The organism is Ensifer sp. EB106-05-01-XG146 (assembly GCF_058791875.1).
Genome location: NZ_JBYTDX010000002.1, coordinates 557,431 through 570,100, shown reverse-complemented (window position 1 = coordinate 570,100; position 12,670 = coordinate 557,431). Strand labels below are relative to the sequence as shown.

Below are 12,670 nucleotides of genomic sequence, written 5' to 3'. Positions count from 1 at the left end.
CCCTGTTCCTGTGAAACCACGCATTTCGACTTGCGCGCTCACTCCGTCAGGAAAACATCGGTATAGAGCTCGTCGGGATCAGGTTCTCGATTGTCGATGGCAAAATCGGCAGCAGCCGACACCATCGCGCGAACCTCTACGTCAATGGACTTCAATTCTTGTTCAGGCATTGTCCATTCAGTCACCAAGCGGCGACCTGCCAGGTCGATTGGATCGCTCTCCCCGCGAACACCGTCAACTTCCTCTTTCGTCCGATACTTCGCCGGGTCGGACATCGAGTGTCCTCGATAACGGTAGGTCTGCATCTCGAGAATGTAGGGCCCGCCGCCACCTCTCGCGTGCTCGATCGCCTTCAAGCCTGCATGAAAAACCGCGCGGACATCCATGCCATCGACCTGTTCACCTGGAATGGCGAATGACAAGCCGCGCTTTGAGAAGTCCGTTTGTGCCGAGGCGCGATTTACGACCGTACCCATGGCGTAGCGATTATTTTCAACCACATAGACGATTGGGAGTTTCCATAGGGCAGCCATGTTAAAGCTCTCGTATACTTGCCCTTGATTGGCCGCTCCATCGCCAAAATATGTGACGCAAACACTTCGATTGCCCCGATATCGATTTGCAAACGCAATCCCCGTCCCCAAACTAACTTGGGCGCCTACAATTCCATGTCCCCCGTAAAAGTGTTTCTCCTTCGAGAACATATGCATCGAGCCGCCCTTCCCCTTAGAGAGTCCGCCCGCCCGCCCGGTCAGCTCGGCCATGACGCCGTTCGGGTGCATGCCGCATGCCAGCATATGACCATGATCGCGATAGCCAGTTATCACTTGATCGCCTAATTGAGACGCCATCTGCATTCCTACAACGACTGCCTCTTGTCCTGTGTAGAGGTGGCAGAAGCCCCGTATAAGTCCCATGCCGTACAACTGGCCGGTCCGTTCCTCAAAACGCCGGATCAAGAGCATCTCTCGATACGCACGAAGATCGAACTCTCTACCAAGCTCCCTCATTGAACATCTCCGATCACTGCAAAGTCGGGTGCGGGGCCAAAGCTGTCTTCGGCGGGCCGAGACGCGTTCATACCTGCCGCTGCTTGTCGGAAGTGGCGATAATGCGCTCCAGAATGTGTTTTGAGGACGCAGGCATCGGGAGGGGGATCCGCCTGCGTCCTCTCGCTCCGAGTCGTAACTACAAGAGTACCCTCCGAGCGTTTTATGCTCTGCGTAGAGATAGCGCGACGAAATAAAGGCTGAAATTAGCTTGACAGATACTGGCAAGAATAAATGAGCATGCCGAATTATCCTCACGCGATACTTATAACTTCAGAGTTTTATATATCAGGTGTTTGGATTTCTAGTAAGTTACACGATGGTATACACCACATCCGGCGCGGGCGCGTACCCGCGACGCTTGTCGACCCGTCCGGAAATCCGGTCGAACCCTTTTCCTTGCATGGAGTACGGCAAAAACGATCAGCCCAAGGATGCGATCCGCAAGGCAGCTGCCGGGATTACCGGGCTCGCTGGCATGCCATCTGTCCGAGCGACTACATGCGCGAAGAAAAAGTAAGCCGCTGAAGGGTCCGGATGATCCGCGTTCTGCCGGAACGCTGCAGGTCATTGCCTACAGCCCCTTGGATGCCCACTTGCGTCCGCCTGCCTCTCGCAAGACGTTTGCCGGGGCCGACTAGGACGGCGCCAGGGATGCCGTGCGTGCATAGCGTAGATCCGCTTCAGGATCCTTAGGCGGCGGCGGAACTTTCCTATCAATAGCCGCTGCGCTCGCGCGATTTAGGAGCGGTGCGCGCTGAAATCTTTCCGCGGCGGGATGTTCCGTTTCACGTCCGTCACGATTACCCGCGGCGAAATCGCTATACCAGCCAGGGGCAACCCTGCCAAATAGCAGTAAGGTTGCCCCCGCTGTTGTATCAAATTTCGTCAGGGCCCTTCCTGTAGACCAGAAACTTGTTGCCCTCAGGGTCGCGGAAATAGGCGCAGTATGGGCCATCCTCGTTGTCACCCCGGGGACCGGGGGCCCCTTCGTCGGATCCACCCGCTGCGAGAGCAACCGCGTGTGCTTCGCGAACCTGCGCACGCGACCGTGCTTCGAAAGCGACCATATTGCCGTTCCCGATCCTGGCCGCACCACCGTCGAACGGCTTCACCACGCCAAACTCAAGGGCCTTGTCACCGAAGTAAACTGCCCGCCCAGGCTGAACGAGGATCCGGCCCACGCCGAACACTGCAAACAGCTTATCGTAAAAGGCCGCAGCCGCGTCCAAATCATTAGTACCCACTGTCGAATGACCAGGCAAACTGCGCGCCTTCACGGACTGGGTTGCGATATCGCTCATAGACGTTCCTTTCAATCCACATCGCTGGTGTATTTCAACCTGCGACAGATCAAATGCCGTCCTCCCGTATCTGCAATTTGTCCGTCTATAACCTTTCTTGTATCCCAATGTTCGAATGTGGCGGAAAGCGCGCTCATTGCCTCCGGACATCAGTCGAACCTTGTCAGTTGACGATCGACAGATCGATACTGCTGCCGGTCCGTCCACGTGCTGTTTATGCATGCCGGAAGGCATCGACACGGCCATTCGTCAACGGACGGTTGAAGCGCACTACTGACGGCCTTCGAGGAAAGGAGCGGGGCGTTTTCGCCCCTACGTGCCCTACTGCAGGTATTGAGACTTGGCAGGCGTCATCGTCCGGGACTTCTGTTCCGGCTCGCAGCTGCCAGACCGGACGCAGCAGTTCTGACTTTAGCTCAACGTGGAGGTGTCGCTTGAACACGCCGTTCCACACGAAAATCCGAGTAGCCGATGTATGCGTCACGGTTACGCTTCGAGAGACGCAGTAAAATCCCCGCGGGATGACCCGCAGACCGCCCCGCTAGAAACGTGTTGCATGTGCCCGCCTCCGCTACACGCCCAAGCGGAGCGGCCACGAGTTAAGCCTGAGCGATTGGCCACACCCCGTACGAACAGAACAAACATTACCAAGATGATCTGCGATGGGGGTCAGCTGTAAAAGCCGATCCCAGCGTGCATCGGTCCCGAGTAGCCTAAGTTTGTTCAACGCCCATGACCAACCCCTCGATGTCGTACTTCTGAGTGATCGGCACCAGCTCGTAGACCACACGGCACACGAGATGCTTCTTTGCGATGTCGGGCAAGGCATCGTACCAGTCGCGTGTGACCATCATATCGTGCAATGCCGCATGTCCGGCGCCCGGCGCGTCGACACCAAGCACCATGACGGGCCGATGCGTGACGATGATGGACGTGGCAAACGCTGCGGGTTGCTCCCAGGCCACGGTCTCTGTCGTCTTGAACGACGTCAGCGACATCAAGATTTCACCTGACCATCGCATGCGGGTGATCAACGCCGCGCGATCGAGGGGCTATGGACTCGGGAGCGTCATTCGACGCGCGAACCTTGAGGGACTGCGTGGTGGCTGCATCGGCTTCATTGTAGACCAATTCGCGACCACGCCGGAGGCGGTTAACGCGATCGAAGGCGCCAGACACCGTTCGTGGGACAAGGACATCACCATTCTCGTGGCTCAAACTCAAAGCCGTCTGGAGCATGAACGCAAGGCCGTCTCTCGGCTTCTTGTCGATCTTTACCCGCCGCGTATCCTTAGACGCAATTTTTAACAACCTCCCCGTCCCCCTGGTGCTTCTTCCCTATGACGGCCGCCTGGTTGCTGAAGGGAATTGGACGCCGACGTCCGGTTACGAGGCCATGCGGAAACTCCTGTCTCTCGAACAACCTCCTACGGCTGTCTTTTGCCAGAATGACAAGATGGCGATGGGATGCTTCGATGCAATCCGTGAGTTTGGCCTACGCGTCCGCGAAGACATCTCGGTCATGGGCTACGACGATGACGAACTATCTCGGCACCTGAGGCCACAGTTGACGACGCTTGAACTCCCGCACTGCGCTATGGGAACTTGGGCCATCGGGCAGCTTGCGAAAAAGCCCAGTGGTCATTCCCGGGCAGTTCATAAAGTGACCTGTACGCTGATTGAAAGAGCCTCATCAGTGAGATTGAGCTGACAGGCGGCTATGCGTTATCGATCGTGGGAACGAGCGGTGCGCACTCGAAGACAGGCTACAACTGCGTCCCAGATCTACGCTTGAGCCGCCCGCTGGGCGCAAGGGCCCGCGGCGTGGCCGGCGACGATCTCCAATCAATCAAAAGACGGCTGCTATCGTTACAGCAGAGATCCTATCCCATCTGTATCGAACTGATACGCTGCCCCACGGATCATTAAGTCAAGTCGGTTGCGCCTATCGCTGTCAGGTCGCTCATAGTTGCCATTGTCTAATCCCCCCCTAGATGCCAGAGCATGGATACACAACGAGCATCTGGCGCTTCACGCGCGAGCGAGGTTTCAGCACCACCAGCCATCCAGCGCCTTCCCCCGACAGTCGTCAGCGAAGTCGATCGTCTTCTTGCGGGGCGCACACGTGATATTCGCCTCAACGCCGAACTTGCCCGGCTCTTTCACACGCGGTCGTGGCCACAGGCATCGAAGATTATCGGGGCATGGATGGTCTGGGTCGTGGTCCTCGACTTCCTGACGCTGGCCGTGAATGCCGCCTTGCTCCCTTCTGAAACCGTCATGAAAATGCTTCTGCCAGCGTCGGTCTTGCCCCCGGCAGCAATCTTTACTGCCCTCGCTTTCCGGAAACCGCGCGCGATGTGGATCCAGGGAATCGCGCTCCACGCAGGCGTGTTTCTGATCCTGCTTTCCGTCGCGCTGGTCGGCGTCAATACGGGAGGCGACTATTACGAGCGGCACCTGACGATCATGCTTTTTGTCGCCGTAACCGCAATCATCATATTTCCCGTTCCGTTCGAATGGTCGATTGCAATCGCCGTCTTTGCGCTCGGCCTTTACCTTTTCTTCCAGATGCAGAACCCGGAAATCACGGATGAGAATGCTTTCGCCGGTGCGCTCTTTTTCGCAAGCGGGGTCGTTGCGACGGTGGTTGCGCGCAGGACTGCACGCGTCCTGGCGCACAAGACCTTTCTGCTCGAACTGCGCGACCGGTCTCGTCTTGGTGAACTGACCGACGCAAATTCGCGGCTCGAGCTGCTCGCCCGAACGGATCCACTCACAGGTATCGCGAACCGACGCTGGATGATGGAAACGCTCAGTCGCGCGTGGAGCGACGAGATCGCGCAAAGCCAGGGCGCAGCAATTCTGATGTGCGATATAGACCACTTCAAACAGCTGAACGACAGTCTCGGCCACGCCGAGGGTGATCGGTGCCTTGTGAAGGTCGCCGGTATTATTCAGAGCAGCTTGCGTGACGATCGCGATCTGGTCGCGCGTTACGGAGGAGAGGAATTTCTCATCCTTCTGCGCGATGCCAATCGGGAGGATGGCATCTCGGTGGCGGAGCGAATTCGACGGCGCGTCGAAGCTGCGTCGCTGCCAAACCCGAGATCGGCCGTCGGCGCCTATGTCACGGTCAGCATCGGACTGGCGGTGCTCAACCGCAGCGGTGGAACCGTATCGTCAGAGGGATTGCAGCAACAAGCGGACCAAGCATTGTACGAGGCAAAGAAAAAGGGACGCAACCAGGTGATGGTCTATCGGCCAGACGCATTCGCAAAGACCCAGCTTGAATAACCTTGCGCGCAATTGGGCAAGTCGACTGTGGTGGAAAGCGCTCATTTGCCCACGGACACGAGCCGAACCTCTCGGTGGAGGATCGACGACAACGAGATCGATACGCGTACCAGATCTTTGGGGTCCGTTCACGCTATCCATACATGCCGGAACGCATCGACACGGCCATCCGCCAACGGAAGGTTGAAGCCGCACTACTGAATGCACTCCGAGAAAAGGATCGGGGCGTTTTCGCCCCTAAGTGCCCGACTGCAGGTGCTGAAGGGAGGCATCTAGAGACGGTAGAGCGAGTTTTGATGCTCTCTCTGCCTAAATCGTCGGTCGAAACAACGTCGGCCATAACTGGCTTTCAAATGTATGTGCCGAAAAGCAAAAATCTCCACTGATGGCCGGTTTTGCACCCTAGGACTGCAAGACCTTGGAGCCGCGCTTGGCAATCAGAATGACAACGATTGCGGCAAAAACAACGTAAGCGAGTCCCGCTTGCCACGAACCCATTGGAAGTCCGACGAGCAGCAATGTGTCGTTCCCGCCCGGTATCAGGAGCGCACCTACGCCCATGAGTGCTCCGCTCATGGTTCTTCTTGCGATGACTTTTCTGTTGGGCCATCTCAGAACAACGCGACGTTTTCTCATGCGCGCTGACATGAAGCTTCCGCCAACCATGCAAACAGATATCACCAAACCTGCAAATCCTATCGACGTGTTAGAACCGATTGAGGTCGTTATGGAGAAGCCTGACGCCACAGATGCCAGGAACGCGGAGGCAACACCAATCGCCGCCATCGTCCAAGTTAGGCGCACAAACTCGGACTGCCTGCGGAAGCTGACTGCGGACCTAAAAAGCAATATCAGCGCCAAAATGAGTGCGAGATAGATCAAGCCAAGAGGTGGCCGCATGCTGATAAGCGTGTGATCTGGATCGAGAAGAAAATATCTCTCGATGTACGTCACGCCCAAGATTCCAAGAAACGTAAACGCGAAACTGACGTCCCCGTCGCCGAGATGGCCTACCGATCCAAAAATACAAGCGCCGTTAGCGTAAGTGCCCACTCCCAACAATACAGCGGCGGGGAGGATCCAATAAATATCCCGCCATGCCTCCGTGACCGCCGGCACGTCGAGCAGACTATAGGCGAGCGCGGCCCAAGCAGCGCATTCGAAGAGGGCAACAAGTCTTGCTGGCTTCCTCCAGATTACAAGTGCGGCCGCAGCGGTAACCGTGCATATCGAGCCCCGGTTCATTACAAAACCTAGCACGAAACCCATCGCACCGCATGTGACGTACACCTTCCAGAGCTCGACGTTCCCCGGACCTATTTCGGCAGGAGAAATGCTCACTGGTCAGCCTTTCCCAAAGCAACCGTCACCGTCTATTTCTGCCGCGCACCCATCAGTTCAATCGGTCCACGGTATTGCGGTGCGCACCAGTTGGCTATGATTCCTTGGTGTACGTGCGGTGCAAACCTTTGACCAGCGCCCCTGCCCGCCCACGCCCTCCCGCCCGCCTCACTCCTGCTTGGCATGGAGGAGGCCGGTCGGGACAGCTGGGAGAGCTACATTCCTATGGCGAGATTGTCTTCGGCCGATCCGAGCCAAAACCCATTCCCAATGGCAGAAGCAATAAAGCCATGGATCCGATCTTCGTCAGGCTGTGGTTCACCACCATCAAGCGGTAGTCCGATACTCTGGAAGAATTGCCCCATGCTTTCGTATGTCACCATGAGGAGGCGTGCGGGCTCGTTCGTGACGTTGCGGATAGCATGCGGAACACCGCTTGGGATGTCGAGGGCGTCGCCCGAAGCGTAGCAAGCCCAGGAACCATCTTTGAACGCCTCGATCTGTCCTGAAGAAACCACCAGCGTTTCGCGCTCGCCATGACTATGAAGTGGCACACGCGTTCCCGCCGGCACCACCGCGTCCAGTGCACAGTAGGCGCTTGGGTTCCCGACGAATGATGTCAGAAAGCGAACCTGGGGGCCAAGGATGTCGATGAAGCCCGAGTTGTTGAGTACAGTCATTTGATTCCTTGCTTAGCGTTGCGTTCAGCGGCAGGACCGCACAACAGGTGTTTGGTCACCTAAGTGTATCTGAATTGTGTGGCTGCCCGGGCATTTTGGTAACAGCATGTAGCGCCCCCAACAAAACGCTGATCATTATTAATAGTTTTTTGGCGCGAAATCAGAGCTATTAAAATAATTCAATCTAAACAAATGAATACCAATTAATAACAAATCGACGCTTCGATAATATACATAGGGATACACAGAAGCACCTTACTTGAAACACTGTGCATACATGCATGGATAAATATCGCTCCGCTGCCGACACGGTGTCCAAGTACGCGTCGGCAGGGAGTGCCAGTGTTCCGGATACCGATGCGGAGCATGCCGAAGCCTGAGACTCGCTGCGTTTCAGTTAGAGCCTCGAGCCAAGGCCGGAACGCTGGTTGATATCCAATCCGATAACGACGCGGCCATCGCAAGAATGGCTGATCGCGACGCGCCACCGTGCACTAGAAGGAACACGCGATGTTCATAGGGCATTTCTTAATTCATTTCCGTGCCCACCGGCGCTGCCGCCAAACCGCTCAGGAACTCCGCCGATACAGCGATCGTCAATTAAGCGACATCGGGATTATCCGTTCCGAAATCGACAGGGTCGCATGGCAACAATTCGACAACAATTGAAGGATTCGCGGGACGAGTACAGGCCCCGATCGAAGAGCCAGAGGGCGTCATCTGGATAGTCGAGAACGGATGGATGTCCTCCACCGCATGGCCTTGAGATCGGAGACGTGGATCAACCCATGATCAGCCAACACCCCAATGTGGAGACAGCAGTATGACTTTCAGAAAGACCGAAGCGATCAAACGGCTGACGCCCGAGCAGTATCGCGTTACCCAGCAGAACGGGACCGAGCGTCCTTTCACGGGCGAATACAACGACAACAAGAGGCCTGGGCTCTATGTCGACATCGTATCCGGCGAGCCGCTGTTTGCGTCGTCCGACAAGTTCGATTCCGGTTGTGGCTGGCCGAGCTTTACCAAGCCGATCGTGCCGGAACACGTCGAGGAACGGAAGGACCGTTCCCATGGCATGATTCGCACCGAGGTTCGCTCGAAACATGCTGACAGCCATCTCGGCCACGTATTCACAGACGGTCCGCGGGATCGAGGTGGCCTCAGGTATTGCATCAATTCTGCCGCCCTGCGCTTCATTCCCCGCGAGCAGATGGAGACCCAAGGGTATGGCGCGTTCATCAACCAGGTGGAGGATATCTGAATGAGCGATCGAGCTGACAGAGCTGTTTTGGCCGGTGGCTGCTTTTGGGGAATGCAGGATCTGATCCGCAAGCTTCCGGGCGTCATCGCAACAAGGGTGGGCTATACCGGTGGCGATGTGCCCAATGCGACCTACCGCAACCACGGCACCCACGCCGAGGGCATCGAGATCGCCTTCGATCCCGGGACGATCAGCTACAGGCAGATCCTGGAGGTCTTCTTCCAGATCCACGATCCGACCACCAGGAACCGCCAGGGCAACGACATCGGCATGTCCTATCGCTCTGCGATCTACTACATTGACGACGAACAGAAGCGAATTGCCGAGGACACGATCGCAGACGTCAACGCGTCGGGCCTTTGGCCGGGCAAGGCTGTGACCGAGGTGGAGCCGGTGGGAGACTTCTGGCAGGCCGAACCGGAGCACCAGGATTACCTGGAGCGCTACCCCAACGGCTACACCTGCCACTTCCCGCGCCCGAACTGGGTGCTGCCGCCGCGGTCCGCCGCTGAATAGGCCGCGGTTGTCGATGACGCAAGAACGCCGGGCACGCCACCAGCTTGCCCGGCGCCTCCTCGTCCATACACCCAGGCTCGCGTCACCAGCTGATCAATTGAGAAAAGTGCCGGCGGAACTCCGAAAAGTCCGGCGCTAGCAGGCATCTGTCAACACTAGGCCTGAATCTGACTCCGCGGCACTTGTGCGATGACCGCGGCCAGTGTGTGGCGCCGGCGCTCAGTGAGCGCTGACGCGCGACAACAACGACAGATCCTGTCGGAGATAACACCAAAGGTCTATTTGAGCAAGCTCTGATTTGGTTGACACTGCGTTTCCAATGGCGCCGGAAAACTCGGTGTACATTTACTGCGATCAGAGTAATCGTAGTTATGTGGTGATGCTTGATCATCGCGAATGTTCCAGGTCGGGCACCGAGCGTAGTCGGCATTTGCCAACGCCTTTACCTCGTCCAGCCAGCGGCGGCGCCCATTTTTGAGGAAGTAAGAATGTCTCAAAGAATTCTGATTATCGGCGCTGGCTTCGCCGGAATGTGGACCGCACTCGGTGCCATGCGTCTGCTGGACCGACAAGGAAAGGCGGACGGGACCATCGAAGTTGCCGTGATCGCGCCGCAGCCAGAACTCCACATCCGTCCGCGCCTATATGAAAAGCATGCCGCGCAAATGAGAGCGCCGCTGTCAGAGATTTTCGCCAATGTAGGCGTACGTTTCATCAGGGGCCATGCAACGTCAATCTCGACATTGGAAAACGTGGTCACCTATGCAGACGCAGACGGTGTGGCGTCAACCATAAGCTACAGCAAGCTTGTGCTGGCGACAGGAAGCGTCCTGCACCGCCCCGACATTGACGGTCTCGTCTATACGTTCAATGTCGACCAGCTTGCAGATGCCGCTGAACTGGAGGAGCACATTCATCAACTCGGTCGGCTTCCGGAAACCAAGGCGCGCAACACCGTGGTTGTTGCGGGTGGCGGCTTTACCGGTATTGAGACCGCTGCTGAGATGCCGCACCGCCTTCGGAGCGCGCTTGGAAAAGACGCCGATATCCGGGTTATTATCGTCGAACGCAGCAGCGCCATCGGCCCCGACCTCGGGCCTGGGCCGCGCCCAGTCATTGAACAGGCACTTTCCGAGCTGGGCGTTGAGACGCGACTTCTATCCCCAATCATTTCCGTCGATCACGAGGGCGTCACGCTCACGTGCGGTGATCGGATCGAAGCCTCAACCGTTGTCTGGACAACCGGTGTCCGCGCCAATCCGATCACCCGTCAAATCGACGCCGTCAAAGACTCCTTTGGGAGGCTCCACGTCGATCGGAATCTAAAGGTGGTTGGCCACGAGGACGTCTTCGCCACCGGTGACGTTGCGTGCGCCGCAACAGACGATCGCGGAAATCGCACGATGATGAGCTGCCAGCACGCTCAGAATTTGGGGCGTTCTTCCGGGTATAACGTGGCGGCTGATCTGCTCGGAGTGGAGCCCATCCCCTATAGCCAGGAGAAATACGTCACCTGTCTTGATCTCGGACCATGGGGCGCGGTTTACACAGAAGGGTGGGACCGTCAGATCAAGCTCACCGGCGCAGAGGCAAAGAAGCTCAAAACTGCCATCAACACCACCTGGATCTATCCACCGGTGGCCGATCGTGCTGCGGCACTGGAGGCTGCCGATCCACTCCGCATCGTAGTGGCGTGACGATCTGGAAAAACTAGTCACGGGTGATCGCGTTCCGACCGGACCGGTCACTCGTGCCAGATTGGGGGCCGGCTCAGCCAACCAAGTTTTGTCTCTCTTGCAGAGACGGCCACTCTAGAATCGAGGCCATAATATGCACGTGCAACTGAAACGAAAAATAGCATTCGCCCTGCTGATGGGGATCGTGACCACGGGCATCATTTCTTTCGTGTTGCTCTCTCTGAACTTCGGCTTCTCCAACGGGTTCCTGGTGAGATGGTTGCGTTCCTGGGGAATCGCCTACGTCATCGTCATTCCGGCAATTCTTGGGATCGGCCCCCGCTTGCAGGCGCAGGTCGATCGACTAATCCGGTGATGATGATTTGCTGGGACGCGGTGTGAGGCAGAGTTGTGCTTTGCCAGGGGCGCGCGATGCGATGCTCACAACCCTCCGCACCGCTGCATCACTGTTGCAGCGAGATACAGTTTTCCATCGAAGCTGACACACACCCGATACTTAACGATGGTCTTTTTCAACAGCGAAGCTACTTGGCCGCCACGAGAGGGAAAGAATGTTGATTCTTGTTCTTGCCTGTTTGGTGGGTGCGCTGACTGGTACCGAGCCACATTACCGGGTTCTCTTCAAGCGCCTCAACAACAGTGACGTGCGCCTACCCTCCACGACAAAGTTCCTAGCACTTGTCGGCATGGCCGGAACGATTCCTGGGATAGCCACCCTGGCGGCAATCGGAGGTATTTGGGCGGGACGCGGCAGCGAGTTTGATCGTTTTGCTGCGATTTCCGTGCTGATTGTCTTGGGCTTTATCCTGTTGTCCAGGCGGTCAGCGGGGTGGATGTCGCAGCGTATTTCTAGACACGGCGACGGACTAATTCCTTTCATGTCAAAAGACGGAAAGCGTAGCGTCTTTGCCTCGCTTCTCTTTGGGAATGCAGTTGGCATGAATTGGTTGCCGTACGCGGCACCTGTTCTGGGTCTGACTTTGGCAAGCACCGCTCTCGATGGGCCAAACATACAACTCGGGCTCCTGATCGCCGCATATGCCTTTGGCGCTACGGCAGGTGCTTCGCTGGCGGCGCTAACGATGGCCGTTAGCCCAGTCCACATCATCCCAAAGATCGGAAAGCGGGTGGGCCAAACAATGGGAGTCGCTGTACTTTCCGGAACTGCAGCGATTTCCGCGCGATACGATACTGGTCTTGTGACTGGGCTATCCTTCGCGACCACAATCAACTTAGAACGAGAAATCGACGTCGACGTGAGGGCGGAAAAAAGGCCTGGCGCAGGCATTTTCCACGATGTTGAACGGCCCGAGGGAAAATGATGGCTGCTTCCCGCTGTCGCGCAGCCCCGGAACACCGCTCTCCAGTAGCTTTCCAAGGATTGGCGAATCCTCACGAGAAGATCGGCTATTCGGATTTTCGTGTGGAAATACGCTCTCTCACCAACACTTTGACGTTGAGCTAAAGTCCGAACGGCTGCGTCCGGCTTGGCAGCTGCCAGCCGGAGCAGAAGTCCACCAGC

General features: G+C 57.0%; 14 protein-coding genes. 9 read left to right on the top strand and 5 right to left on the bottom strand.

Annotated features, from left to right (window positions below; translation table 11 throughout):
- Positions 1–38 precede the first annotated feature (38 nt).
- The 3 genes from pdhA to AC3WVQ_RS22730 form a co-directional block, all read right to left on the bottom strand.
- Positions 39–1,010, bottom strand: coding sequence for a pyruvate dehydrogenase (acetyl-transferring) E1 component subunit alpha (pdhA, locus tag AC3WVQ_RS22740; protein WP_192445394.1), 972 nt, complete (start codon positions 1,008–1,010; stop codon positions 39–41).
- A gap of 917 nt (positions 1,011–1,927) precedes the next feature.
- Positions 1,928–2,353, bottom strand: coding sequence for a VOC family protein (locus AC3WVQ_RS22735; RefSeq protein WP_192445393.1), 426 nt, complete (start codon positions 2,351–2,353; stop codon positions 1,928–1,930).
- A gap of 713 nt (positions 2,354–3,066) precedes the next feature.
- Positions 3,067–3,351 carry a hypothetical protein gene (locus AC3WVQ_RS22730; RefSeq protein ID WP_246810427.1) on the bottom strand — a complete coding sequence of 95 codons (285 nt, stop codon included), beginning with the start codon at positions 3,349–3,351 and terminating at the stop codon, positions 3,067–3,069.
- On the opposite strand from AC3WVQ_RS22730, the gene AC3WVQ_RS22725 reads away from it, so the two are divergent.
- The 3 genes from AC3WVQ_RS22725 (at position 3,332) to AC3WVQ_RS22715 (ending at position 5,650) form a co-directional block, all read left to right on the top strand.
- Positions 3,332–3,661, top strand: coding sequence for a hypothetical protein (locus tag AC3WVQ_RS22725; protein ID WP_492382992.1), 330 nt, complete (start codon positions 3,332–3,334; stop codon positions 3,659–3,661). The genes AC3WVQ_RS22730 and AC3WVQ_RS22725 overlap by 20 nt on opposite strands.
- Positions 3,591–4,064 carry a substrate-binding domain-containing protein gene (locus AC3WVQ_RS22720; RefSeq protein ID WP_457578623.1) on the top strand — a complete coding sequence of 158 codons (474 nt, stop codon included), beginning with the start codon at positions 3,591–3,593 and terminating at the stop codon, positions 4,062–4,064. Before AC3WVQ_RS22725 ends, AC3WVQ_RS22720 begins: the two co-directional genes overlap by 71 nt.
- Before the next feature lie 293 nt (positions 4,065–4,357).
- Positions 4,358–5,650, top strand: coding sequence for a GGDEF domain-containing protein (locus AC3WVQ_RS22715; RefSeq protein WP_192445390.1), 1,293 nt, complete (start codon positions 4,358–4,360; stop codon positions 5,648–5,650).
- A gap of 402 nt (positions 5,651–6,052) precedes the next feature.
- On the opposite strand, the gene AC3WVQ_RS22710 is transcribed toward AC3WVQ_RS22715, so the two are convergent.
- Together AC3WVQ_RS22710 and AC3WVQ_RS22705 are read right to left on the bottom strand one after the other, a co-directional pair.
- Complete coding sequence (locus AC3WVQ_RS22710) at positions 6,053–6,991, bottom strand: YeeE/YedE thiosulfate transporter family protein (RefSeq protein WP_348646816.1); 939 nt, start codon at positions 6,989–6,991, stop codon at positions 6,053–6,055.
- A 215-nt stretch (positions 6,992–7,206) separates the two neighbouring features.
- On the bottom strand, positions 7,207–7,671 hold the full coding sequence (locus AC3WVQ_RS22705; protein WP_404528335.1) for a cupin domain-containing protein: 465 nt from the start codon (positions 7,669–7,671) through the stop codon (positions 7,207–7,209).
- 510 nt (positions 7,672–8,181) lie between these two features.
- Here AC3WVQ_RS22705 and AC3WVQ_RS22700 point away from each other — a divergent pair.
- The 6 genes from AC3WVQ_RS22700 (at position 8,182) to AC3WVQ_RS22675 (ending at position 12,470) form a co-directional block, all read left to right on the top strand.
- Positions 8,182–8,340: a DUF1127 domain-containing protein gene (locus AC3WVQ_RS22700; RefSeq protein WP_192445388.1), complete on the top strand. Its 159-nt coding sequence runs from the start codon at positions 8,182–8,184 to the stop codon at positions 8,338–8,340.
- A gap of 154 nt (positions 8,341–8,494) precedes the next feature.
- Positions 8,495–8,935 carry a peptide-methionine (R)-S-oxide reductase MsrB gene (gene msrB / locus AC3WVQ_RS22695; protein WP_192445387.1) on the top strand — a complete coding sequence of 147 codons (441 nt, stop codon included), beginning with the start codon at positions 8,495–8,497 and terminating at the stop codon, positions 8,933–8,935.
- A complete protein-coding gene (msrA, locus tag AC3WVQ_RS22690) occupies positions 8,936–9,451 on the top strand; it encodes a peptide-methionine (S)-S-oxide reductase MsrA (RefSeq protein ID WP_192445386.1) in 516 nt (171 codons plus the stop codon).
- A 488-nt stretch (positions 9,452–9,939) separates the two neighbouring features.
- The gene (locus tag AC3WVQ_RS22685; protein WP_404528338.1) at positions 9,940–11,148 is read left to right on the top strand and encodes an NAD(P)/FAD-dependent oxidoreductase; all 1,209 of its coding nucleotides are present in this window, start codon (positions 9,940–9,942) and stop codon (positions 11,146–11,148) included.
- 133 nt (positions 11,149–11,281) lie between these two features.
- Positions 11,282–11,503 carry a DUF2798 domain-containing protein gene (locus AC3WVQ_RS22680; protein WP_192445384.1) on the top strand — a complete coding sequence of 74 codons (222 nt, stop codon included), beginning with the start codon at positions 11,282–11,284 and terminating at the stop codon, positions 11,501–11,503.
- Positions 11,504–11,699: 196 nt separating this feature from the next.
- Positions 11,700–12,470: a hypothetical protein gene (locus AC3WVQ_RS22675; RefSeq protein ID WP_192445383.1), complete on the top strand. Its 771-nt coding sequence runs from the start codon at positions 11,700–11,702 to the stop codon at positions 12,468–12,470.
- Positions 12,471–12,670: the final 200 nt, after the last annotated feature.